Origin of the sequence: Paenibacillus ihumii (genome assembly GCF_001403875.1) — a bacterium.
GTDB classification, from domain to species: Bacteria; Bacillota; Bacilli; order Paenibacillales; family Paenibacillaceae; genus Fontibacillus; species Fontibacillus ihumii.
Window position 1 is genome coordinate 3,597,424 of the sequence record NZ_LN884299.1, and the last position, 23,608, is coordinate 3,621,031.

Here is a 23,608-nt window from a genome sequence, read left to right on the forward strand (position 1 = left end):
GATGAGGATGCAAAGACTAACGAAAATGAACTCCCGCGATACCGTCGCTGTTGCCTTAAGGCCGATTAGCGCAGGGGAAGAGCTGAATTTCGATAATCAGGTGCTAACAGCACTCGAGGATATTCCACAAGGCCATAAAATCGCTTTAACCAGCTTCGAGCCTAACGATGTAGTGACTAAATACGGCTACCCGATCGGTCACGCCACGTCCGCGATCCAGCGCGGCGGATGGGTGCATACGCATAATTTGGCGACAAATCTGGAGGGCGAAGAGGAATACGAATATGTTCCGGATCTCCATCCGGTGACGCATCCAAAACGCGATCTGACCTTCCAGGGCTACCGCCGCAAGAACGGCAAAGTCGGCATCCGCAACGACCTGTTCATCGTTCCTACGGTTGGCTGCGTCAACGGGGTTGCCGAGCTGATGATTAAGGAATTCAAGGCAATCCATCCTGATCTCGGTACCTTTGATAATATTACCGTGCTGAAGCATCCCTACGGCTGCTCCCAGCTCGGAGACGATCACCGTATGACGCGCAGCATTCTGGCGGATGCGGTCTATCATCCGAACGCCGGCGGCGTACTCGTCTTTGGCCTGGGCTGCGAGAACAACATCGTGTCTGAATTCCGCAGCATACTGGGCGACTATGACGAAGAACGCGTCAAGTTCCTCGTTGCCCAGGAGGTCGGAAATGAAGTGGAGGCCGGCTTGCAGCTGCTGGAGGAGCTTTATATTGCAGCGCAAAATGACCGCCGCGAGCCTGTACCGCTCTCTGAGCTCAACGTTGGCCTGAAATGCGGAGGCTCCGATGGCTTCTCCGGCATTACGGCGAATCCGCTGCTCGGCGCGTTCTCGGACTTCCTGATCTCCCAGGGCGGAACCTCCGTATTAACGGAAGTGCCCGAAATGTTCGGCGCAGAGAAAATGCTGATGGCCCGTGCAGAGAACAAGGAAGTTTTTGAGGACATCGTGCATTTGATCAATGACTTCAAGCAGTACTTCCTGTCCCATGGGGAATCGGTCTACGAGAATCCTTCCCCGGGCAACAAAGCCGGTGGGATCAGCACGCTGGAGGACAAATCGCTTGGCTGTACGCAAAAAGCCGGAACCGCTCCGGTCGTCGATGTGCTGCAGTATGGCGAGAAGCTGCGCAAGAAGGGGCTTAGCCTCCTGCAGGCGCCAGGCAACGACCTTGTCGCCTCCTCTGCGCTTGCCGCTTCCGATTGTCAGCTCGTTCTGTTTACGACGGGCCGGGGAACACCGTTCGGCAGCTTCGTACCGACGGTAAAAATCGCCACCAACAACGACATTTACAATAACAAAAAACATTGGATGGATTTCAACGCCGGCCCGCTGCTCGACACGCCGATGGAACAAGTTCTGGAGGAATTCATCGATTATGTGATCGCCGTAGCCAGCGGCCAGCCAACCCGCAACGAACAGAACGAAGTTCGCGAGCTGGCGATCTTCAAGACCGGTGTCACGCTGTAATTGGACTTATAGGATATCTCGAATAACCATAAAGGAGCCAAGCGGTATGTTTCTAAATGACAACTTCCTGTTAACGACAGATATGGCCGAGTCGCTGTTCCATGACTACGCCGACAATATGCCGATCATCGACTATCATTGCCATCTTGATCCGAAGGAAATCTATGAGAATAAGAATTTCAAGAATATTACGGAGGCGTGGCTCTACGGGGATCACTACAAATGGCGCCTGATGCGCGCCAACGGCGTCCCCGAGTCCCACATTACCGGAGACGCCTCGGACTACGATAAGTTTCTCGCTTGGGCAAGAACCGTTCCGAAAACGATCGGCAACCCGCTGTTTAGCTGGACCCATCTGGAGCTGCGCCGGTTTTTCGGCATCGATGAGCTGTTAAACGAACAATCCGCACCGCGAATTTGGGAGAAAGCGAACGAGAAGCTTGCTTCCCCGGACTTCCGGCGCCGCAGCCTCATTAAGGCTTCCAAAGTGAAAATCATTTGTACGACGGATGACCCCGTTGATTCCCTGGAGTACCATCAAGCCCTGAGCAAAGAGGAGCAAGACTTCCAGGTGTTCCCGACCTTCCGTCCGGACAAGGCGCTCAACATTGACGCCCCGGGCTTCAAGGACTGGATTGGACGTCTGGAGCAGGCAGCCGGAACAGCGGTCGCTTCGTATACAGACTTGGTGAATGCGCTCAAGAATCGCGTGCTGTTTTTCCATGAGCACGGCTGCCGCCTGTCGGATCATGCCCTAGACGTGCTTCGTTATCAAGCCGGAGAAGCGGGCGACGTGGAGCGGATTTTTGCCAAAAGGCTGGCCGGGGATGATCTGTCCAAAGAAGAAATAACCATTTATCGCACTGAGCTTCTGTCCGCATTGATCGGCATGTACCATGAAATGAATTGGACGATGCAGCTGCACATCCACGCCTACCGAAACAACAACACGCCGATGTTCAAGAAGCTCGGCCCGGATACGGGCTACGACGGCATCAATGATCTTTCGCTGACCGAGTCGCTCTCGCAATTGCTGGACCGCGCGGAAACAGCCCAAGGACTGCCGAAGACGATTCTGTATTCCTTGAACCCGAACGATTACCCGGCGATCCTGGCCCTGATGGGCTGCTACCAGAAGGATACCCCAGGGAAGCTGCAGCTCGGATCAGGCTGGTGGTATAATGACACGCGCAGCGGAATGCGCCATCAGCTTACGATGTTTGCCGACAATAGCGTGCTGGCCAACTTCGTCGGCATGCTGACCGATTCGCGCAGCTTCCTGTCCTACACCCGCCATGAATATTTCCGCCGGGTCCTGTGCGAACTGATCGGCGAATGGGTGGAGCGCGGGGAAGCGCCGAATGACGTTGCACTGCTCGGGAAGCTGGTCGAGGACATTTCCTATAACAACGCAGCGAACTATTTTGGCTTCAGTTCTGCCAAGTAAAGGAGACGGCGCTCATGTTATTGGTTTGCGAAAGCAATGAGCAGTTAATTAAAGAGGAAGGGAAGTTTCCGCTGGAAACCTCCCTCCTCTTTCTCTATCCTGTCACAGAGGCTAACAGGGAAGCAGACATCGATGAGCGCAGCCAGGCTGAGGATGGCGGTAAAGCCCGTCCTTTCGTTCTTGTGCTGCCTGGCGGCGGTTACACCCATCTCGCTCAACATGAAGGCGAGCCCATCGCCCGCTGGCTGAACAGCCTGGGCATTCATGCGGGCGTACTTCATTATCAGGTTGGCGATTTCGAGTTCACTGACCTGATCAAGGATGTAGAGGATGCCCTCCAATGGGTACGGGAGGCACCCAAAGCTTGGAATGTCATCCCTGACCAGGTCGGGATGATCGGCTCCTCTGCGGGAGGACATCTGGCTTCGATAACGGCGACTACGGGAACGGTGAAGCCTAATCTGCTGCTGCTGTGCTACCCTGTCATCTCTTTACATGACCCCTACACCCATGAAGGCAGCCGGCGCAAATTCCTGGGGGCCAACCCTCCGCGGGAAACGCTGGATGCATGGTCATCCGATCAGCGCGTTGCTCCAGACACCCCTCCCACCTTTATCTGGATGACAGCCGATGACAGCGTCGTGCCCGTAGAGAACAGCCTGCTGTTTGCAGCTGCCCTGTCCCGCCATAAGGTTCCATTCGAGCTGCATATTTTCGAGGAAGGACGCCACGGCCTAGGTCTTGCAGGGGATCATGCCCATGTACGGCAATGGCTCAGGCTTGCCGAGAATTGGCTGGATCAACACCACTATGTAAAGAAGGGATTAGGATGAGCTATACGTTGTTTATCGCCGGCGATTCCACCGCGGCTCTGAAGGGAGCATCCGAGAAGCCAATGACCGGCTGGGGCGAATATCTGCAAGGGTTCTTTCAGCCCTCCATACGCGTGGACAACCGGGCCATCAACGGACGCAGCACGAGATCATTTCTGGCTGAAGGGCGGCTTGCGGACATTGAACGGGATTATAGAGCCGGCGACTATCTGTTCATTCAATTCGGGCACAACGACGGCAAAGCAGAAGACCCGGGCCGCTATGCCGATCCCAAGCTAGAATACCGCCAGAACCTGAAGCAGTTCATTGCCTCCGCCCGCGAACGCGGCGGTACGCCGGTGCTGCTGACCTCGGTCAGCCGGCGCCGCTTTCTGGAGGACGGCACCCTTGATCCCTACGCGGTAGGCGAGTATCCCTCCGCAATGAGGGAGGTCGCATCGGAGACAGAAACACCGCTGCTGGACATATATGCTGCCTCCCAGCAGCTTTACCAGTCGCTGGGGGCAAAAGCTTCGAAGCGGCTATTTATGCACCTGCCCGAGCAGGCGCATCCGAATTATCCATCGGGCATTACCGATGACACCCATTTCTCAGACGAGGGAGCAAGGCTGATCGCCAGGCTTGTAGCTGAGGCCATCCGGCATTCGGCTGAATTATCTGCTTTGAACCAGCATTTAAAAGGAGAGATTACATGACTGTTCCGCTTCATCTCGGCGTTCGCGCCCATGACTTCGGACAAATTGCGCTGACGGATCTTATTCAGAAGCTGCAGCAATACGAATTCTCACATATTCAGTTCGCAATCAAAAAGTCTTTCCCGCAAAGCGCTCCTAGCCTATCCGCGTTGAGTCCGGGTACGGCGGCTTACTATGGCAACGCCTTCCGCCGGGCTGGCGTTCAAATTGCCGTGCTTGGCTGCTACGTCAACATCGTAGCCCCCGATCCACAGACGGAGGCTCAGGCGCTGGCGGACTTCAAGACCCATATCCGCTTGGCCCGGGATTTTGGCGCCAGCCTCGTAGGCACCGAGACGGGCAGCGTTGGCAGAGGATATACGACCGATAATTTCACCGAGGAAGCCTTCCAGAGAGTCATCGCTGCCGTTGGCGAGATGGTCGCCGAGGCTGAGCGCTTCGGTGTTACGGTCGGGATTGAGGCGGGTCTGAATCACCCCCTCCATACAGCGCCCCTAGCCCGCCGCCTGCTCGACGCGATTCCTTCCAACAACCTGCAAATCATTCTCGACTGCGCGAATTTAATGTCGCCGGACAATTATTTGCGGCAGGATGAAGTCGTCGCCGAAGCGTTGGAGCTGTTGGGAAATCGAATAGCCGTCATTCATTTGAAGGATTTCATTGTGCAGGACGGGAAAATCCAGATGGTGCCCGTTGGCCAGGGCTGGCTCAAATTCGAGCCTATTTTACGCTACATGAAATATGAGCGCCCTCATATTCAGGGCATCATGGAGAGCACAACCGAGCCGCATTTGGCGCAGAGCGCTGCATTTCTGAAACGGGTCTATGAGGATGTGTAAAAATATCGCGTGTGACACGTGAAAACCCGGTGCAAGTCACAGTGATGTGACCTGTACCGGGTCTTTTTTACGCTGAGGAAATGTCTGGCTTGATGGGGAGCTCATAAAATAAGTGTTCCGGGCAATCGATCCATCCCAAAGTCCTCGCATCGTCCAAATCTGCGCAGCTTCATAGCTGATAGGATCAAGTTATATGAAATGAACAATAATTGAGATTATTGTTGTTCTCGTTAGTACAGTTTCTCTGAGATTGCTTTTGCCGTAATTTTACGGTACTTCAGAGCTTCATCCTTTATTTTCAAAGAAACCCCAACATTCAGGATATCAATAATTGCTAGCTGGGATATCTTTGCAGCCATGGAGCTGCCTTGAAATGGATTTTCTCTGGCAACCATCAGCAGCTCGATATCGGCCAGCTTACTGATTGGAGAGCGGGCATTGCTTGTAATAACCACTATTTGGGCGCCGGCCTTCTTGGCCAGGCTCAAGTTCTCCAATGTGTCCTTGGTGCTTCCCGAGATGGATATCCCGACAGCTACATCTCCCGGACGCATTAACGAAGCTGTCATCGCTTGAAAATGCGTATCCGTCTTTGCAAAGCTTTGCTTGCCGATCCTGGAGAAGCTGTGTGCAGCCTGCAAAGCCGTCAGTCCCGAGGAGCCTACGCCAAAGAAGTGAATATGATTCGCTTCGGTCAATAAATCAATAGTCTTCTCCAGTTGATCCGAGCTGATCAGCTCCGAGGTTTGCTCCAGCGTCCCAATATGCATAGAAATTACCTTGCGATTTAAAGTCTCGGCATCATCCTCTTCGGACACCTCGTTATACAGCCGGTCGGAAGGCTTGACCAAATCCTGCGCCAGAGCTAATTTAAAATCCTGGAAGCCATGAAATTTCAGCTTACGGCAGAAACGGATCACCGTCGTCTCTCCGACGTCAGCTCTCTCCGCAAGCTCAGTTACCGAATGATAAATGATCTCTTGAGCATGATTCAATATAAAGTTAGCAACTTTCTGTTCTGTTTTGGTCAATCCATTAAAATGACTTCTTATAGACAATAACGTCTTTCCCATTCCCTGCTCGATGGACAAAATCAATTCCCCTTTCAGGCAGCCCGACAAAAGTGGTACTGTAGACTCACCTATATTAAGTTATACATAAATTCCTGTAAAAGGCAATCTGCTATGTCCCAACAAGCTGCAGTGAGGAGAAATTCATTTTAAATAGCTGGCGCCGCAGCTCATACGAACTGGCTCAGCCTCCCCTTCTAAGGAGGATTTTAACGGGCAATGGTGTAATGAACCTCGTCCTTCTGAGGCAATCCCTTGGCCCATTTCTGCCCTAATTCTGTCCGCCTTGCAGTGTATGCCGTTCTTCAGGCTTACCTGTATCAAGCCTGAAGGCGACTTCGAACATCCGCTCCCAAGGCAGCGATACATCGCTAACAGTCATGTTCGGGGCTATCGTGTCCCGTAAATATTTATTGACGAAATCATTCAGCTTCCGCTCGATCACTTCGCAGACCTTATCCTGAACATGGGACAGCTGAAAATAAGCAGCGCCAAGTTCAGGCAGATGATCCGCGCATACCTCTTGGCGAACCAATGACTGGTATCCCCAGTCTTCGATCAGTCTTGAGAGATAGAACAATCTGCTGTGAGAGCTTGATTCATCATCCGGTTGCTGGATGGACCGGTAATAGGACTGGATTACAGCATGGGAAATGACCGTTCCAAGCGAATTGCCGGAGGTGTTCCAGGCTGCGTAGCCTTGAAGACGGCCAAGCAGGCCGGATTGATGCAGTAAATTCATCAATAATTGGTCTCCGCCGTTGCATAGTGCTACATCGGCAAGCATGACCAGTCGTCCGGCATCCATATAATGCTTCATCGCCTGGGCGAACTCCCGGGTGTTAATCTCCGAGAAGTAAGAACGATGCCTGTTCTCGATAGAATCTCCGGTCTCTGCCATTTCGTGCTGTCCAACGGCCGGAGAATGAACCATCAGAATGCAGGCCGCATCTGTTGAGGCATCAGCCTGCACAGCGCCTGCAGCTGTAATATGCGCCTTCATGCTCTCGCCCAGACTGCGGTCCTCATATTTGGGAATGCAGTAGGGCCCCTTCGTCGATGAATACCTGACGAATAGAGACGGCGTATAGCTCTTCACCTCACAAAAGACTCTAGCCAACAATGTACAGCCGATTTCATCCGCTCCCGGGTAAATCGCCACACGATGCGACAACCCTGCCAGCTCTGTCCGTATAGTTAGCTCCCGCTGCTCCATGGCGCTAAAACCATATTGGGAGTTGTCATCGAGCGGAATAATCAAGTAATCGATGATTCCAGCCTCCGTCAGATCGACGGCCAGTCTGTTGACCTCCGCATTGGTTTCCCGTCTCTTGCGGTAATCTGCAAGCACTTCCACAGGGATCGCCGCAAGCACTTCATTGAACCGCCCCTCCTCCAAGCCATCTAATCCTACGCTTTCTTTCTTATCGCTCAGCCAGCCGAGCTCGTAAATCTCTCTTCCCACCTGATCATAATAATCCGGCTCTTCTTCGCTGCTGGAGTATGCAGGAACTCTCGTGATCAGGTTGAACGCATAAATTCGCAAACGCGGGTTGGATTGCTTCAGTTTATGCAGAAGCATCATCCGTTCCCGGCAGGCTTCCACCGACTCATGATGCAGTCTTGACGGGACAATTCCGCCATGCACAAGCATATCAATGGAAATGATCAGAAAATCGGCAGTACTGCTCTGTTCCTCCAGCCAGCCGCTTAATCCCCCAAGGTCGGCTCTTTGTTTCTTGCGCCCTAATTTTTCAACAGGAGGAACGATCATTTCCAAATCAGTGATCGCAGCCAGCTGTTGAGGATAAAGCCAATTGCAAGGCCTCTCATCCAAAGGCAAATAAACTATTTTTGTCGTCATTTAAACCACCCACCAATCCTATTGTTCAACTCTGCCTAGACCAAGCTACTCCTTCACGGCGCCTGCGGTAATGCCGCGGATAAATTGTTTCTGCATGAGCAGGAACAAGACGATCATCGGGATCAATGACATGACCGATCCGGCCATAATTGCTGTCCAATCGATATCCCTTGACGAGCGGAACAGCGCCATCCCTACTGGAAGCGTGCGCATCTGCTCCCGGTTAGTAACCAGCAGCGGCCAGAGCAGATTGTTCCAGGCCGTATTAAAAGTAAATATCGCCAATGTCGCCATAGCCCCTCTGTTCATAGGAACGACAATTTTCCAAAAGGTACGGAGCTGGGAGCTTCCGTCAATTCTAGCCGCTTCAAGGACCGCATCCGGCATGGACAGCATGAACTGACGAATAAGAAATATCCCGAACGCAGTCGATATTTGCGGAAGGATCAGCCCCTGGTACGTATCGATCCAGCCAAAGCTTGAAACCATGCGGAATAGTGGAATCATCGTCGCCTGGAACGGGATCATCAGCGTAATCAGGAACAGCATAAAGATTCCATTCTTCCCCGGAAACTTCATTTTGGCAAAAGCGTATCCCGCCATGGTGCAGAGCAATACAGTCACCGCCGTAAGCAGAAGAGCCACAACGATACTATTGATGTAATATCTCTCGAAGGGTATGATGGCAAACACCTTTTTATAGTTCGCGAGGTCCAGGGAATCAGGAATCCACTTCGGCGGAAACCGGAACACTTCACTGCCTGGCTTAAATGAAGTCGAGACCATCCAGGCAAGCGGAGCCAAATTCAAAATTAGACCTGCACTCAGAAACAGGTAGATAAACAACAAAATGATTTTATTTCTCCGGAATTCTCCCATATCGGTTACCTCATTCTTCCTTCTTGTAAATCACTTTGAATTGGATAAGAGAAATGATTAGCAGCATAAACAAAAAGATATAAGATAAGGCAGAGGTGTAGCCCAGTTTCAAGTACCGGAAATTCGAGAATATTTGAAAAACGATCGTCTCGGTCGCTTTTACCGGGCCGCCGTTCGTCATCACATAAATTTGGTCAAACACGTTAAACGCTCCGATAACGCCGTAGATCAGGAGAAAAGCGAGCGTATCCTTCAAGCCTGGCAGGGTAACATTCCAAAAGGATTGAAACGCGTTGGCTCCATCGATTTTGGCCGCCTCATATAAATGATCCGGTATCTTCTGCAAGGCCGCTAAAAACACGATCATCGAAAATCCCATGCCCTGCCATACGCTCGTTACGATAATGGAATACATGGCAATCCGCTTATCCGTCAGCCACCCGACTGACTCTATGCCAAAAAAACCGAGAAAATAATTCAACAGCCCTTTATCGCTGTAGATTAAAGTCCAGACCAAGGCAACGACAACCATTGGCGTAATTACTGGAATAAAGTAAGTTACTTTGAAGAAGCTCTGAAAACGGGTCAGCTTATCAATGGCCAAGGCCAGAATTAGCGCCACGCTCATTCCTGCCGCAAGACTGACTACGGCGAACTTCACGGTATTTAGGATAGCTCTGTGAAAATCCTTGTTCTGCAGGATCTGTATATAATTATCTATACCTACGAATTTAGCGGGCTGCAGCCCGTTCCAATTTGTAAAGCTCATTAAAAAGCCGTAGAACATCGGAATCAGACTGAACAAGATTAACAATACGACCGGGAATAGAATGAACAAATAGGCTTCCTTGCTCTTCCTAATTTCTTTGGCTAGACTTTGGAGTCTGGAAGGTGACTTCGTCCCTGCTCCGGCTATCATGGGTCCATTCATCTTTTTCATCCTTTCAGTTAAAGGGCGGGCTTATCCTATGCACCCGCCCCCAACATTAAGCAAAACTGCGACTTGCTTAATCCCTGCCTATTGCTCCGCCGCGAGAATAGCATTTACTTGTTCAGCGGCTTCGTCCAATGCTTCCTGCGGAGTAGCCTCGTTAAGAACCGCTTTTGCTACCGCATCGGAAATCACTTGGCTGATTTCCTGCCAGGAGCTGACGATCGGGTTCGGCTTTCCTTGTTCAACGGCCTTCCTGAATACATTCAGCGGCACCTCTCCCCCGAAAAATGGATCAGGTGAGTTGACTTCTTCGGATTCCAGCGCTGGCAAGTAACCGGGAGCCGCTCCTGATGTTTTGTAGATTTGAATGGCATTCTCTTCACGGCTCAGGAACTCTATAAATTTCCACGCTTCCTCTTTATGTTTGGATTTCTCAAAGATACTCAAATACGTACCTCCGATGTGGGTGCCATACTGTTTATTGCTGATTGCATCCGAAATTCTCCATTTCCCTTCCTGCTCGGGATTGCTGTTCTTGATTAGTCCCATTACATAAGGTCCGTCCTGGAACATAGCAATAGTGCCATCCTTGAGGCCAGCGATATAGCTTCCGCGATCCGCAGTCCAGTTCACTGCAATTTTATGTTTATTCACCAGATCAGCATAGAATTGCAAGGCCTCTACTCCTTCAGGACTATTAAAGGCCGCCTGCTTGTAATCATCGGTTAGCACCTGGCCTCCGTTGGCATACAGGAATGGCTCGTAATGGTACCAGTCCGGCATAACAAGGAAGGCATATTGATCGGTTTTGCCGTCGCCGTCCAAATCCTTGGTCAGCTTCTTCCCTACCTCGACCAGCTCATCCCATGTGGAAGGAGGTGCCGTGATCCCTTCCTGCTCAAGCAAGTCGTTGCGATAATACAGAGAATACGAGTCAAAATCATACGGAATTCCAAACAAGCCTTGCTCCGTAGTAGCGGCCTGGAGCATCCCCTCGCTATAAACACTGTCAATATCATTCCCATTCACCTTCCCGCCTGACAGCGCTTTCAAGTCTGCAAACAAGCCATATACCGTATATTTAGGGTTCCACATCAGTCCTGTTGTCGCTATGTCAGGCGTCTCTCCTCCTGATGCAGCAGCCGCCATTTTATCCCAAAAGTTATCCCAAGGCTGCTCCTGGAAGTCCACCTTGATATTCGGATACTCCTCTTCAAACTTCGGAATCAAGGGCTTGATCGGCGTTGTTGCACCATAGTTATCCCAGACGGTAATGGTGACCTGGCCTTTATCCCCCTTCGATGTGTCCGGAGCATTCCCCTCCTTGCCGCCTCCAGAGCATCCCGACAGTACAACCATGGACAGCATGAACACCGACAAAATCCCCGCTATTTTCTTCGTGTGCTTCATAGTAAATCCTCCCCTTTTTAATTATCCCATAAGCAATTCAAACCAATCGTATCAGGAAAGCATCACCCCTCTCGCGTTGAATCGTAAGGACTAAGCTTGAGTAACGTTATGATATTGCTTCATCGCATCAGTAAATTTCTTCGTAATCCATTGCGGTCTGGTAATGGCTCCGCCAATCACGACTGCATAAGCTCCGGCCTGAAGACACTGCACAGCCAGATCGCGACTATGAATTCTTCCCTCGGCTAATACGGGAAGGTTAACCCTTTGACTTAAATCCGCAACTAATTGAATATCGGGCTCCTCGCTTTGCGGGCTATAGGCCGTATAACCGGACAGTGTCGTAGAAATAAGGTCAAAGCCCAGCTTCTCTGCCTCGATCCCTTCGGCAACCGTGGATACATCCGCCATTAATAGCACTTGATGCTTCTCCCTGATCTTTTTGACCAGATCCGCCAGACCAACATCGTCAGGCCGGGGGCGTAATGTGGCATCCATGGCCACAATATCGGCTCCCGCAGCAATGACACCTTCAACCTCTGCTAGGGTAGGAGTGATGTAGACGTCAGAGCCGTCGTACTCCTGCTTCCACAGGCCGATCACCGGCAAATTCGTCACTTTCTTGATCGCTGTAATATCCTGTGGGGTATTCGCCCTAATCCCTACCGCCCCGCCCATCTCGGCCGCTAAAGCAAAACGGGACATGTAATCGCTTCCATAAAACGGTTCATCCTTAAGAGCCTGACAAGAAACAATAAGTCCGCCTTCAAGCGCTTGAATCATTGAATGCAGCATCGTAAAAGCCTCCAATAAAAAGAATAAATTCTTCTGTTATTTGTTGTAAAACGGATATAATCTCCTAAATAGCTCAAAAAAATAACTCCCTGTGCCTGATTATAAGTCTGTGTGGAATTTGTGTGGATTAAATCTCCAAATCATTAAACTATTTTGGTTATTTTCTTCGATTATAGCTGGATAAATATTCTTTGTAAACAACTATTTATTTTTTTCATCGCCATTTTCGAGCTAACGCAACGTGAGTTAATATATTAAAACATTGTCAGAAAATTCTTACATTCAATAGGTGGTGTTTTTTCCGCACATCTGCTATACCTATGGAGTAGCTTATATACTGTATATTAAATGAAAATGATAAGGGGTCGAATGGATTTGAAGAGGAAGCTTGCGGACTACAAGCCGCTGTTATGGATTTTAGCTATTCCCGTATTAAATATTTTTTACGGTGTATTGAACCACGGCAACACAACGGTGAGAAGCCTGATGATCTCCTGGGATAACTACATCCCTTTCATCCCGGCTTTCATTATTCCATATATCCTGTGGTACCCTTTTATTCTGGCCATGCTGGTTGCCTATTTCTTAAAAAATAAAACAACGTACTATCGTACGCTGCTTACGCTCTGCCTGGGTCTTATCGCCAGCTATATTACCTTCTTCTTCTACCAGACAACCGTAGGGCGTCCGGTTATTACGGAGACGGGGCTGACTTACTGGCTGGTTAACTTGATTTACCAGACGGATGGACCTTATAACTGTTTTCCGAGCATTCATGTCCTTACCAGTTATTTGATGCTTAAAGGACTATCCGAATGCAAATGGCCCGCCTTGGCCAAATGGACGATTATCATCGCATCCTGGACAATTACGGCCTCCACAGTGTTCGTGAAGCAGCATGTTGTTCTGGATATTGCCGGGGCCATCGTGCTGGTCGAAATTTTATATTTCATTGTGCGCAAATGGGTATTTCCCACTGAGCCGGGCCTATCCACCGCCAATCAGTCCGTTCGGGAAGCAGCCCGCGAAATGTCGCATCATGGATAAACCTCATCTGCTTCGCACTCGCCAAAGAGGGGGTGTCCCAGAAGTCATCCAAGATGACTGAGGGACGCTCCCCTTCTTTTAGAACGCTATCCGTTTCTGCGGAATCAATTGTTACCGGAGTCCATTTCTCTCTTGCCTGAATCCCATTTCTTTGGCTCATCTTATATTAAGCTAAACTTTGAACACGAACATAAGCTGTTGAGCACGAACATGAGCTGTTGAACTCAAACATGAGCTATCGAGCACGAACATAAGCTGTTGAACACAAACATGAGCTATCGAGCACGAACATGAGCTGTTGAACTCAAACATGAGCTATCGAGCACGAACATGAGCTGTTGAACTCAAACATGAGCTATTGAACACGAACATGAGCTATCAAGCACGAACATGAGCTGTTGAACTCAAACATGAGCTATCGAGCACGAACATGAGCTGTTGAACTCAAACATGAGCTATCGAGCACGAACATAAGCTGTTGAACTCAAACATGAGCTATTGAACACGAACATGAGCTATCGAGCACGAACATGAGCTGTTGAACTCAAACATGAGCTATCGAGCACGAACATGAGCTGTTGAACTCCAACATGAGCTATCGAGCACGAATATAGGCTGTTGAACTCCAACATGAGCTATCGAGCACGAACATAAGCTGTTGAACTTCAACATGAGCTATCGAGCACGAACACTAAATGGAATTCATGTATCTAAATTTGCTCTAAACGAATGGTTTAAGGGATTAGATGGATTTCATGCCCCTAAAGTCAAGAATCTCGCCCATAACGGGGATCTCCCTCCTTCTAACCACATGAAAACCATTTAAATCTGCTTTCCCTGCTTTACCGCAGAAACTAACTACTACAATTCCATTTAAATTGAGAAGTCCGCGGATTCATGTTCGCTAGAACGAGAAACCCGCCATTTATGTTCGGCGTAAAAAGGGGGGAGAGCGTGTTTGATCATATCAAGGGCAACCGGCCGCAGGCTGGGAGCAAATATTGATCACATTACAGACGACCGCAGGTGGGGAGCATAATGGTCACATTACAGGCGGCCGCAGGCCGAGAGCGTATTGGTCACATCAAGGCAACCGCTCGCAAAGTTTACTCATCAAACAGCCCCTTCGAGTTAGTGGGCCTGCATTTATTGGGCGCTCAGCGCTTCCTCCGGGATACGGATTTCCTTGATCCCATTATAATTGGAATATTTGCTTCGCATCTCCCCTTCTATAGAATACGTATGGCCTGAACGCGTTAGATCCATATCCGAAGATAAACTGATTTCAACCGGGTGATAAGTATCCTTGTGTACGGTATACACTATATCGGCCTTTCTAATTGTGATATCAGAGTAATCATCCATCAGCGGCTCTCCGCGGTAATTCGTCCGATTCCTGTAACTTTCGGTGAACTTTAACAGCTGACTGTCATTCAGCTCCGCTCTAATTACATAATGCTCCCCTTCTTCGCTGACTTTCAATGCCTCCTGTACCGGTCGATAAAGCTCCAGCTGCCGCCAGGGATAGCCTGCTTCCTCCATGCTTGGCATCGCTTTGACCCTCAGCTCTTCATTCATCTTCATCCAGTCACTGTCTAACTTCATGAATATGGCATCCTTCGTTACATACTGCTCCATCTCCAAGGACATATCCTCGTGCATTTTCGTCTGGTTGATGGAATGCATCTGAAACGGCTCTTTAATGATATCGCTCCTCGTCAACGAATCGACAATTTGTTCCGTGGATGCCGTATCCGAGACCCTGTTTACAATAATCTGGTATACGTCCTCTTCAGTCGAAAAGCTCTTTAATTCCTTGCCAGCTTCGCTAATTCGATCGATAAGCTCTGCCGCCTCCGGCAAGCCTGACGGCGGTGCTGAATTCGCTGTGCAGCCCGAGGCAACCATCGCCGCTATAAGACCTGTTAATATAAGCGTCATCCATTTTTTCAAGAGATATTTCCTCCTACAGTGAGAGTAAGTTCCTTAACCCTTTTTTTCATAATTAAGGAATCCTCCCCCCCAATTATTGTCAGTCATTTAATTCCCGTCCCGTACTGTCTTAACTATCTACTTCATATGCAAAGCTGCTCCATTTGGCGGTCAACTGCTCAATTCCGATTCCCATCCAATTTCATTTTACTGCACATGACAGGGTCTGTCGCTCCCTTACCGAATAATAATTAGGAAATAAATACAAGTCAGCAGATAAAAATCGACCATCACCTGCCCCCCGCGGGAGATAAGGATGATGGTCGATTAGTCAATTACTATATATATAAATCAAGCCAATGGTTCAAGCGGACTTGAGCGCGGCATCAGGCGCCGTCTGGGACTGCCGAGAAATAATAAACAGCGTCGCCCAAATCAGCATAAAGCCGAAGGCCTGAGCGAGTGTGACTACCTCCTGAAAAGCAATCCAGTTAATGAGCACCCCGACCATCGGGAAGCTCAGCTCCGCAAGCGTGGCGACGGAAGCCTTGGTCGTTGTCAGCCCCTTATAGTAGACAAGCAGGCTGAGCAGGCCTGGCAGCAGCGCCTGACCGAGCAAATTCAAGGATACGGCCGTAAAGGCTCCGGCCTCACTAGGAAGGTTCCAGGCCGCGCCCTCGTTCCAGGTGATGGCAAACAGCAAGGGCAGCGCCAGAAGAAAACGAAGCGAGGTCACCGTCTCGTATTTCATTTGGCCTACCATCAGACGGCCCATTACCGTGGAACCGCCCCACAGAGCCGCCGCGCCCAGCGACAGCAGGCTGCCGACATGAACGATCTCGCTCCAGTGCCCGATCGGCAGCGTAAAGTCAAAGGTTAGCAGGTACGTCCCCGCCAGGGCCAGAATGACCAGCCAGGAAAAATGGCGCGGCAGACGCTCCTTCAACAGCACTCTTGCCAGTACGATCGCAAATATCGGCTGAAGCTTCTGCAGCAGAAGAACGGCATTCGGATTGCCGTTAACGAGCCCCATCGTGAACAGAATAGTAGCGATAGCCGATCCGCCCCAGGAAATGAAGAGAAGGGCCCCGGCCTGCTTCCAGCCCAGTCCGCGCAGCTCCTGGCGATTCTTCCACATGACCGGGACGGCGATCAACGCGATAATAATATGCTCCAGCAGCACGATTTGCGCCGATGTGAGCGACTTTAGCAGAATGATGCGGAATAACGGATCTGCCCCCCATAGGGCGGCTCCTAGAACGACCAGCCAGAATCCGCTTTTCGGGCGGTCGGCCTGCAGCGGCAGCGAAGGCTTGATTTTGACTCCTACAGTTACATTATCCATCTTGCAGTCTCCTTACCTTGAATACGGAGTCTTATCGCAGAAAACCCCCGTCATCGACATTGTCGACCTGTACGGGGGTTGATCAAATAAGCTTGCCTGGACACAGAAATCCGCAGCATGCTTACGCTTGATCTTCTCCCATCCGGACTTTACCGTCGGCCCTGGAATTTCACCAGATCAGTCGCGCCTGATTCAGGCTGCGAGTCGCGGGCTGAAGCCCGTTCAAGGAACAGACTATCACCGCCGGTCAGGAATTTCACCTTACCCCGAAGATCCATATTCAAATTTATTTTGTATTTTGAAAGCTGTGTTATTGCTTTGAATTTAGATTACTACAAATTAATGCTTATTCCTGTGAAGGAGGTCACATTTGAAAATGATATCATGATGTATTTCATGTAAATTCATTGCAATTTCATTCATTATAGCATTTTTTCATCTATTGTGTAATCCACTATTTATTCCATCCTTACTTTCATATGTATTAATGCCCGAAAATGTGCGCTGCCCGGAATGTCTGCTAGAATAATCTTGATAACTATCCGTGAAAAAGAGGTGCCCATCATCTTGCCTAACCTGCTTGAATTCGAACAACTAAAGAAAAGTCACGAGGGATCCCCCGAAGCCCTTCTATTTAGCCGTGTAAGCGGGGCGCTGGCGCATCACGACCGGATCGCGCTACTCGGCTCTTCTGGACAGGGCAAGAGCACCCTGCTGCGAATCTTGTCCCTGCTGGATGCTCCCGATGAAGGCGACATCCGCCTCGAAGGCGTATCCTGCGCGAAAATCAATCCCATAGAGTGGCGGAAAGCCGTCTGCTACGTGGCCCAGCAGGCCGTCATGCTGCCCGGCAGCGTCGAGGATAATTTACGGACGGTGCATCACCTGCACCGCATTCCTTATGACGCCCCGCTCGTTCGCAGGCTGCTCGCACAAGCGGGGCTGGAGGCGATCGATCTTGGCAAGAACGCGGCCGATTTGTCCGGCGGGGAGAAGCAGCGCGTCGCTCTGATCCGCTCTCTGCTGCTGCGGCCCAAAATACTTCTGCTCGACGAAATTACGGCCTCGCTGGATCAAAGCAACGCCCAACGGGTGGAGATGCTGCTTCAGGAATGGCATCGCCAGGAAGGAACCGGCATGATCTGGGTGACGCATCAGCTGGAGCAGGCTGCCCGGATCAGCGATGTCGTCTGGTTCATGGGACGGCATACCTTGCTGGAGAAGACGCCGACTAAGCAATTTTTCGAGCGGCCCGAGACGGAGCTGGCCCGCCAGTTCCTGAATCAGCCGTTGAATAGAGGTGAACTATGTCTCTCCTAGCGCTCAGTTTTACGATCATATTCATCATGGTCACGATGCTGGTCTCCGTATGGCAGAAGCTTGGACTGGAGAAGGATATCGCTATCGGAACGATCCGCGCGGCCATCCAGCTGCTGCTGGTCGGCTACGTCCTCCAGTTTGTATTTAACAGCAGCCATCCCTTATTTATTCTGGCTATCATCGCATTCATGATCATCGTCGCCTCCAGCAATGCTGCCAAGCGGGGCAAGGGCCTGAAGGGAATCTGGTGGAGAGTGGCCATCGCCATTTCGGCAACGGAATTGCTCATGATGGGCCTGCTGCTCGGGCTCAGGATCATTGAGCCCACCCCTCAATACATTATTCCGATCAGCGGCATGACGATCGGGAACGCGATGGTGGTGGCCGGCTTGTTCCTGAACCAGTTCAAGCGCGACATCCATGCCTCGCGCGGCGAAATCGAAACGCTGCTGTCCCTCGGCGCGACCGCCCGAAGATCGGTTCAGGATGTGATGAAGCGTTCTGTGAAGTCCAGCATGATCCCGACGATCGATGGAATGAAAACCGTAGGGCTCGTCCAGCTGCCAGGGATGATGACCGGCATGATCATCGCTGGGGCCGATCCCGTTGAAGCGGTTCGATATCAAATCCTAATCGTATTTGCTTTTACCAGCTCCGCCGCCATCACTAGCATCCTGCTTAGCACGCTCAGCTACCGGCAGTGGTTTACGAAGGATTTGCGCCTGCGCCGTATCGCATAAAATGGCACGCTCGATGGAGCGGCGCTTAATGAAAGCTACGCTCAATAAGAGCTGTGCTCGATAGCAGCTCACAGCAAGAAAAATCCGGGGTTTCTCCTTTATGGAGAAGTCCCCGGATTTTTTACATCATTACTCAAAGGCAGGTATGGCGATTTCATCGTAATTTTCTTGCAGGAACTGCTTAACCTCCGGCCCGGACATGGCTTTGGCCAGCTTCTGCACGGCTTCGGAATCCTTGTTGTCCTCGCGGGCTACCAGGGTAATTGCAAAATCGGACTCCGCCGTCTCGGTCAGCAGCGCATCCTTCTTCGGCGTCAAGCCGAGCGGACTCGCATATGCCGGCGTCATCAGCACCAGATCCGCATCGTCCAGCATCCGCGCCAGCATGAGCAGATCGACTTCCTCGAATTTGTATTTTTTCTCGTTCTCGATGATGTCCGCCTGCGTTGCATTAATGCCAACGCCTTCCTTCAGCTTGATTACCCCCGCCTTATCCAGCATATCCAGCGAACGTCCGATGTTCGACGGATCGTTGGCGATAGCGATTACCGCCCCCTCCGGCAGCTCCTCCATCGATTTGTAACGCTTCGAATAAGCACCATACACAGCGTGATAGATCGGCTGAACGGCTACCAGGTTAGCGTTCTTGTTCTGATTGTACTGCTCCATATACGGAACGTGCTGAAAAAAGTTCACATCTACTTCCTTATTCGCGAGCGCATCATTCGGCTGAATGTTGTCCGACAATACGACCAGCTCCAGGTTGACGCCCTCCTCCTTCAGCAGCGGCTGAACGAGCTCTAGAATTTCCGTCATTGGCGGAATTAACGTAGCTGCTTTTAACGTAACTGCCTCCTGCGGTGCCGCTTCCTGTGAAGAATCGGACTGATTCTGCGAAGCTGCGTTGTTCGCCGCGCCGCTATCTGCCTGTTTACCGCAGCCAGCCACAACAACCATAAGTAATGAGAGCATAAGCATCCATTTTTTCATCGTATGTTTCCCTCCGGATTTTTTTCTAAGTATGGTGTAATTCATAATTCATCCATGTACTATGACCGCTTATCCAGAAGTCTGGAAATGGTCGTGCCTGCATATTGAATGGCCTGCACCAGGACGATCATTAAAATAATAACCCCAGTCATCAGCTCTGTCTCAAACCGCTGATAGCCGTAACGAATGGCAAAGTCGCCAATCCCGCCGCCCCCCACGATTCCCATGACGGTCGAATAAGAGATGAAGCTGATCGTTGAGGTGGTTAACCCCAGCACCAAGCCTGAACGGGCCTCCACATATAAAAATTTGACGATCATCTCCAGCTTGGACGCGCCCATCGCGCGCGCTGCCTCGATTACACCGCGCGGAACATCAAGCAGCGCCTGCTCTACCTGCCGGGCATAAAGCGCAATCGCGACGACCGATAAAGGAATCGAGGCCGCCAGCGTGCCTATTGCTGTCCCGACGATCATGCGGGTGAGCGGTATCATGAAAACGACGAGCAGCAGGAACGGGAAGGAGCGGATGATATTCACGAGGCTGTTAAGCACCCATGACCATGCGCGATTCTCATAAATTTGGCCTTTGCGGCACAGGAACAGCAATGTACCGGCGGGTAAGCCGAAGATAATCGCAGCAACCACCGACATTCCGACCATGAAGAACGTCTCGCCAATCGCCTTCCTGATCTCGGCCTCGTATTGTATCATGCCGTCCAGCATGACCGAAATATCAAACATCGCCGAGACCCTCCATGACCAGCAGTTGTTCCCTGTACGACTTCGGGGGCCCGATCGCACCTGCCTGTTCACGAGGCTGCAATGCGAAGCTGTCCGTCAACCGGCCACCCTCCATCACCGAGACCCGCTGGCAGATTTGCGCTACCACATCCATTTCGTGCGTGACCATGACAATGGTGACTCCCAGCGTCTCGTTCACATGCCGCAGAACGCTAAGGATATCATTCGTCGTCTTCGGGTCGAGGGAAGAGGTCGGCTCGTCGCAGAGCAGCACCTGCGGATGATTCGCCAGGGCGCGGGCTATCGCCACCCGCTGCTTCTGCCCTCCGCTCAGCGACGCCGGGTATTCCTCCGCCTTATCCAATAATCCGACGAACTGCAGACATTCGCGAACCCGCTCGGCCCGCTCCTTCTTCGGCAATCCGGCCAGCTCCAGAGGAACGGAGACATTGCCGCTGACCGTACGATTCTGAAGCAGATTGAATTGCTGAAAAATCATGCCGACCGATCTTCGCGCCTGGCGCAGCTCGGATTCGCTCATCGCCGTCCAATCCTTGCCTGCCACGACAACCCTTCCTTCATCCGGAATTTCCAGCATATTCATCAGCCGCAGCAGCGTGGACTTCCCCGCCCCGCTTGGCCCGATAATCCCATGAATGGTTCCTTCCTCAATGGTGAGAGTGACCGCCTGAACCGCAGCCAGCCTGTCACTGCTCTGCCGGTCATAGCTCTTGCTAACCTCCTGCAGGGATAACATCCGGCTCTCCCCCTTTACCCGCTCAAAAATTGTACTACTAATATTTCAAGACTGTTATACTCCTGATCTTCACATGATTATACGTGATTAATCTCACTGTGTCACTAATTTTTAATAATTATTTAAATCTATTGGAGATTAAATGCAGCGCAAAAAGCCGAAAGACGGCGCATACAGGCGGTCATCTTTCGGCTTTTTATATCGATTATTTTTTATAAAATGAAAATTAATTCTCAAGCCAGCTCTCGTCCCAAATAACGAAGCCTGCGGAATCTTCTCCGGCCGGTCCGGTAAAGGAGACATACAGATCGGTCGTGTTGTCAGGCAGCACCAGAACGTTTTCAACTACTTTGCCGTTCTCGATTTTTCCAGTGGCAAAGGCCTGACCATCCTTATCAGCAATCGTGTATTTTGCGGAGTATTCCTTATCTGTTTTCGGCGTCTTGAAGCCGAGCAGCACTCCGACTTTTTTCGTACCTTCCTTCACTTTAAAGGCAACGCCCTGTCCCGCACTATTCACTCCAGTTACCATGAACGCTGTCTCATATTGAGTTTCCCCAAACTGTAAATCCTCTTTATTTCGAGTGATGCCGCTTTTGTAGTAGCTCCATTTGAAGTGAGATACGTTATTTACGCTGAAAGGCGTGCGCTCTCCCTTGCTAGGAGTCTCGGCAACCGGTCCCGTCGAGATCACAATTTGCTGCTTGGCCGCATCGTAGCGAACGTCTGCACCAGTAGCTTCCGCCACAGCGCGCAGCGGCACATAAGTGGTTCCTTTATAGCTGATGGGAACAGCCTTTGCCCCGTTCGCATCTTTAGCCGTCCAAGCTTTTCCATTAAGCAAAAAAGAAATGCCGTGGTTCAGATTGGCCTGAATACGCTCCAATGTCGAAGCCGCGGAAGCCCCGGCAGAAAAAGTAAACAATAGAACAATTGCTGCACCGATCATTGCCGTCTTTTTGGATTTGATTCTCAAGAGTCATCTTCCTTTCCATGTATTCTATGTATATAGTTCTACATAATGATACATTATTCTACATTCTTCTTAAACGTGTCGAAATCCTCAAATTTTAAACAATTTCGTTTGAAAATCAGGCGGAAATCCGCACAAACACGACAAAAAGACCAATCCTTATCCAACGATTGACCTATAAACCCTATACACTCTTATTGCTTTCAACTATCACCCGAGTTCTCGGCAAATTCTCAGTCAAGAATTTGTTCTTCATATCTCGCCAGCACCTGCTCCAGCTCTTCAAAGCGAACAAAGCGGGATTCCCTATACACTTCCTTCCCTTGAAAAAAGAGCAGCAATGTCGGAGCGGTCAGCACTAAATATTCCGCGGCCATGTCTGGAGCATCCTCCATGAACACATAAATTCCCTGAATTGCCTTATGGGATTGCAGCAGCACCGCCGCCTTCGCTTGAATCGATTCGCATACGCCGCATCCGCTTGTCTTTATGAGCAGCAGCACTAGATCATGATGCTGAATCTCCTGCCTGATCTCGTTTAATCGATACAATCTCTTCACGCAGCCCACCTCCCAGCTGTTAAATGGATGGCATCACATTTCCCCCGCTGACCGGGATATATGCCCCCGTAATGAAGCCTGCCAAATCCGAGGCCAGAAAGGCAACCGCATTCGCAATATCCTGGTCCTCCCCCCGGCGTTTCAGAGGAACCTGCGCAACGTAAGCGGCGTCTTGCAAATCGTCTTCCCCGCGATCCTTCTCGCTGATCGTCCAGCCGGGAGCCACCTGATTGACGGTAATTTGGTGCTCTCCCACCTCTTTGGCCAGTACGCGGTATACCCCGTCCATGCCTCTTTTCCCCGCTGTGTAAGCGGACTGGCCGGGAAAATTCTGCATGACGCACTCCGTATTGATCCCGATGAAGCGTCCCCCGCGCTTGGCAATCATCTCAGGAATGAAGGCTTTTGCCAAAAATACGCTCTGCATAACGCAAGACTCGAACTGGCTGACGTAATCCTCCGGCGGCTGCTCCAGAACGGAGGTCCAGTTGTACTGAATAACCGCATTCGCAACTACGATGTCAGGGGCCCCCAGCTCCGCGGCGATCCGTTCCTTCATCTCCAGAATCGAGGCTTCCTTCGTAATATCCCCTTGCACGATAACAGCCGCGCCTCCTGCTGCAATAACTTCCTGCTGCAGCTCCCTAGCCTTGGCTGCATTATGGTTGTAATGAATCGCAACCTTGGCCCCGCACTTGGCAAGCGTCCGCGTCATCACTCTCCCGAGCTGTCCCGTCGCTCCCGTAATCAACGCGATTTTCCCTGTCAGATCAATTAGCATCCCTGTCTCCGCCCTTCCATTCTTCTTAGTTTTTCGCCTTTATATTGAAAATTATAGATTATATAAGTTTTCAGCGGGGCTATTATTTCTGTGAATTGCAAAAAAATACCGCTAACTTCTCACAAAAAACCGCCCGGAATTGAACTGCACCTTCGTGGA

At 50.7% G+C, this 23,608-nt stretch carries 22 protein-coding genes and 1 riboswitch; of the genes, 8 read left to right on the top strand and 14 right to left on the bottom strand.

Annotated elements, in window-relative coordinates; translation table 11 throughout:
• The first annotated feature begins 7 nt into the window (after positions 1-7).
• Genes BN2762_RS23405 through BN2762_RS23425 form a run of 5 tightly spaced genes read left to right on the top strand, consistent with a single transcriptional unit; the run spans position 8 to position 5,309 of the window.
• Entirely contained in the window at positions 8-1,495 is a 1,488-nt protein-coding gene (locus tag BN2762_RS23405; RefSeq protein ID WP_055109226.1) for a UxaA family hydrolase, read from the top strand.
• Between the two features lie 46 nt (positions 1,496-1,541).
• Entirely contained in the window at positions 1,542-2,942 is a 1,401-nt protein-coding gene (gene uxaC / locus BN2762_RS23410) for a glucuronate isomerase (RefSeq protein ID WP_055109227.1), read from the top strand.
• Between the two features lie 14 nt (positions 2,943-2,956).
• On the top strand, positions 2,957-3,775 hold the full coding sequence (locus tag BN2762_RS27900; RefSeq protein WP_055109228.1) for an alpha/beta hydrolase: 819 nt from the start codon (positions 2,957-2,959) through the stop codon (positions 3,773-3,775).
• On the top strand, positions 3,772-4,470 hold the full coding sequence (locus BN2762_RS27905) for a rhamnogalacturonan acetylesterase (protein WP_055109229.1): 699 nt from the start codon (positions 3,772-3,774) through the stop codon (positions 4,468-4,470). The genes BN2762_RS27900 and BN2762_RS27905 overlap by 4 nt, the downstream gene beginning before the upstream one ends.
• Entirely contained in the window at positions 4,467-5,309 is an 843-nt protein-coding gene (locus BN2762_RS23425; RefSeq protein WP_055109230.1) for a sugar phosphate isomerase/epimerase family protein, read from the top strand. Before BN2762_RS27905 ends, BN2762_RS23425 begins: the two co-directional genes overlap by 4 nt.
• 230 nt (positions 5,310-5,539) lie before the next feature.
• On the opposite strand, the gene BN2762_RS23430 is transcribed toward BN2762_RS23425, so the two are convergent.
• The 6 genes from BN2762_RS23430 to BN2762_RS23455 form a co-directional block, all read right to left on the bottom strand.
• The gene (locus BN2762_RS23430; protein ID WP_230202579.1) at positions 5,540-6,400 is read right to left on the bottom strand and encodes a MurR/RpiR family transcriptional regulator; all 861 of its coding nucleotides are present in this window, start codon (positions 6,398-6,400) and stop codon (positions 5,540-5,542) included.
• Between the two features lie 250 nt (positions 6,401-6,650).
• Positions 6,651-8,243 (bottom strand): DUF4127 family protein, encoded by a 1,593-nt coding sequence (locus BN2762_RS23435; protein WP_055109231.1) that lies wholly within the window; start codon positions 8,241-8,243, stop codon positions 6,651-6,653.
• A 45-nt stretch (positions 8,244-8,288) separates the two neighbouring features.
• Entirely contained in the window at positions 8,289-9,122 is an 834-nt protein-coding gene (locus BN2762_RS23440; protein ID WP_055109232.1) for a carbohydrate ABC transporter permease, read from the bottom strand.
• A gap of 10 nt (positions 9,123-9,132) precedes the next feature.
• Positions 9,133-10,053, bottom strand: a complete 921-nt coding sequence (locus BN2762_RS23445) for a carbohydrate ABC transporter permease (protein ID WP_055109233.1) — start codon at positions 10,051-10,053, stop codon at positions 9,133-9,135.
• Between the two features lie 87 nt (positions 10,054-10,140).
• The gene (locus tag BN2762_RS23450) at positions 10,141-11,466 is read right to left on the bottom strand and encodes an ABC transporter substrate-binding protein (protein WP_055109234.1); all 1,326 of its coding nucleotides are present in this window, start codon (positions 11,464-11,466) and stop codon (positions 10,141-10,143) included.
• Between the two features lie 90 nt (positions 11,467-11,556).
• Positions 11,557-12,261 carry an N-acetylmannosamine-6-phosphate 2-epimerase gene (locus BN2762_RS23455; protein ID WP_055109235.1) on the bottom strand — a complete coding sequence of 235 codons (705 nt, stop codon included), beginning with the start codon at positions 12,259-12,261 and terminating at the stop codon, positions 11,557-11,559.
• Between the two features lie 369 nt (positions 12,262-12,630).
• On the opposite strand from BN2762_RS23455, the gene BN2762_RS23460 reads away from it, so the two are divergent.
• Positions 12,631-13,308, top strand: a complete 678-nt coding sequence (locus BN2762_RS23460) for a phosphatase PAP2 family protein (RefSeq protein ID WP_230202580.1) — start codon at positions 12,631-12,633, stop codon at positions 13,306-13,308.
• A 1,146-nt stretch (positions 13,309-14,454) separates the two neighbouring features.
• On the opposite strand, the gene BN2762_RS23465 is transcribed toward BN2762_RS23460, so the two are convergent.
• A complete protein-coding gene (locus tag BN2762_RS23465) occupies positions 14,455-15,261 on the bottom strand; it encodes a DUF6612 family protein (RefSeq protein WP_055109236.1) in 807 nt (268 codons plus the stop codon).
• A 343-nt stretch (positions 15,262-15,604) separates the two neighbouring features.
• Positions 15,605-16,585, bottom strand: a complete 981-nt coding sequence (locus BN2762_RS23470; RefSeq protein WP_055109237.1) for a DMT family transporter — start codon at positions 16,583-16,585, stop codon at positions 15,605-15,607.
• 126 nt (positions 16,586-16,711) lie between these two features.
• Positions 16,712-16,863: riboswitch (FMN riboswitch) on the bottom strand.
• Positions 16,864-17,152: 289 nt separating this feature from the next.
• Between BN2762_RS23470 and BN2762_RS23475 the strand changes: the two genes are divergently transcribed.
• The gene (locus BN2762_RS23475) at positions 17,153-17,905 is read left to right on the top strand and encodes an ABC transporter ATP-binding protein (RefSeq protein WP_230202581.1); all 753 of its coding nucleotides are present in this window, start codon (positions 17,153-17,155) and stop codon (positions 17,903-17,905) included.
• Positions 17,893-18,645 (top strand): ABC transporter permease, encoded by a 753-nt coding sequence (locus BN2762_RS23480; protein ID WP_055109238.1) that lies wholly within the window; start codon positions 17,893-17,895, stop codon positions 18,643-18,645. The genes BN2762_RS23475 and BN2762_RS23480 overlap by 13 nt, the downstream gene beginning before the upstream one ends.
• A 129-nt stretch (positions 18,646-18,774) precedes the next feature.
• Here the strand turns inward: BN2762_RS23480 and BN2762_RS23485 are convergent, their stop codons facing one another.
• The 6 genes from BN2762_RS23485 to BN2762_RS23510 all read right to left on the bottom strand — a co-directional run bounded on the left by BN2762_RS23485 (position 18,775) and on the right by BN2762_RS23510 (position 23,449).
• Positions 18,775-19,635 carry a MetQ/NlpA family ABC transporter substrate-binding protein gene (locus BN2762_RS23485; RefSeq protein WP_055109239.1) on the bottom strand — a complete coding sequence of 287 codons (861 nt, stop codon included), beginning with the start codon at positions 19,633-19,635 and terminating at the stop codon, positions 18,775-18,777.
• 59 nt (positions 19,636-19,694) lie between these two features.
• A complete protein-coding gene (locus tag BN2762_RS23490) occupies positions 19,695-20,378 on the bottom strand; it encodes a methionine ABC transporter permease (RefSeq protein WP_187386575.1) in 684 nt (227 codons plus the stop codon).
• Entirely contained in the window at positions 20,371-21,135 is a 765-nt protein-coding gene (locus BN2762_RS23495) for a methionine ABC transporter ATP-binding protein (protein ID WP_055109240.1), read from the bottom strand. Before BN2762_RS23495 ends, BN2762_RS23490 begins: the two co-directional genes overlap by 8 nt.
• A gap of 226 nt (positions 21,136-21,361) precedes the next feature.
• Positions 21,362-22,111, bottom strand: coding sequence for a stalk domain-containing protein (locus BN2762_RS23500; protein WP_230202582.1), 750 nt, complete (start codon positions 22,109-22,111; stop codon positions 21,362-21,364).
• A gap of 230 nt (positions 22,112-22,341) precedes the next feature.
• A complete protein-coding gene (locus BN2762_RS23505; protein ID WP_055109241.1) occupies positions 22,342-22,668 on the bottom strand; it encodes a thioredoxin family protein in 327 nt (108 codons plus the stop codon).
• Between the two features lie 19 nt (positions 22,669-22,687).
• Positions 22,688-23,449: an SDR family NAD(P)-dependent oxidoreductase gene (locus tag BN2762_RS23510; protein ID WP_055109242.1), complete on the bottom strand. Its 762-nt coding sequence runs from the start codon at positions 23,447-23,449 to the stop codon at positions 22,688-22,690.
• Positions 23,450-23,608: the final 159 nt, after the last annotated feature.

What these genes read in the sequence shown, in the direction of transcription:
- BN2762_RS23405 (WP_055109226.1), top strand. Translation starts at nt 8, where the DNA reads ATGCAAAGACTAACGAAAATGAACTCCCGCGATACCGTCGCTGTTGCC.
- uxaC (WP_055109227.1), top strand. Translation starts at nt 1,542, where the DNA reads ATGTTTCTAAATGACAACTTCCTGTTAACGACAGATATGGCCGAGTCG.
- BN2762_RS27900 (WP_055109228.1), top strand. Translation starts at nt 2,957, where the DNA reads ATGTTATTGGTTTGCGAAAGCAATGAGCAGTTAATTAAAGAGGAAGGG.
- BN2762_RS27905 (WP_055109229.1), top strand. Translation starts at nt 3,772, where the DNA reads ATGAGCTATACGTTGTTTATCGCCGGCGATTCCACCGCGGCTCTGAAG.
- BN2762_RS23425 (WP_055109230.1), top strand. Translation starts at nt 4,467, where the DNA reads ATGACTGTTCCGCTTCATCTCGGCGTTCGCGCCCATGACTTCGGACAA.
- BN2762_RS23435 (WP_055109231.1), bottom strand. Translation starts at nt 8,243, where the DNA reads ATGACGACAAAAATAGTTTATTTGCCTTTGGATGAGAGGCCTTGCAAT.
- BN2762_RS23440 (WP_055109232.1), bottom strand. Translation starts at nt 9,122, where the DNA reads ATGGGAGAATTCCGGAGAAATAAAATCATTTTGTTGTTTATCTACCTG.
- BN2762_RS23445 (WP_055109233.1), bottom strand. Translation starts at nt 10,053, where the DNA reads ATGAATGGACCCATGATAGCCGGAGCAGGGACGAAGTCACCTTCCAGA.
- BN2762_RS23450 (WP_055109234.1), bottom strand. Translation starts at nt 11,466, where the DNA reads ATGAAGCACACGAAGAAAATAGCGGGGATTTTGTCGGTGTTCATGCTG.
- BN2762_RS23455 (WP_055109235.1), bottom strand. Translation starts at nt 12,261, where the DNA reads ATGCTGCATTCAATGATTCAAGCGCTTGAAGGCGGACTTATTGTTTCT.
- BN2762_RS23460 (WP_230202580.1), top strand. Translation starts at nt 12,631, where the DNA reads ATGGATTTGAAGAGGAAGCTTGCGGACTACAAGCCGCTGTTATGGATT.
- BN2762_RS23470 (WP_055109237.1), bottom strand. Translation starts at nt 16,585, where the DNA reads ATGGATAATGTAACTGTAGGAGTCAAAATCAAGCCTTCGCTGCCGCTG.
- BN2762_RS23480 (WP_055109238.1), top strand. Translation starts at nt 17,893, where the DNA reads ATGTCTCTCCTAGCGCTCAGTTTTACGATCATATTCATCATGGTCACG.
- BN2762_RS23485 (WP_055109239.1), bottom strand. Translation starts at nt 19,635, where the DNA reads ATGAAAAAATGGATGCTTATGCTCTCATTACTTATGGTTGTTGTGGCT.
- BN2762_RS23490 (WP_187386575.1), bottom strand. Translation starts at nt 20,378, where the DNA reads ATGTTTGATATTTCGGTCATGCTGGACGGCATGATACAATACGAGGCC.
- BN2762_RS23495 (WP_055109240.1), bottom strand. Translation starts at nt 21,135, where the DNA reads ATGTTATCCCTGCAGGAGGTTAGCAAGAGCTATGACCGGCAGAGCAGT.
- BN2762_RS23510 (WP_055109242.1), bottom strand. Translation starts at nt 23,449, where the DNA reads ATGCTAATTGATCTGACAGGGAAAATCGCGTTGATTACGGGAGCGACG.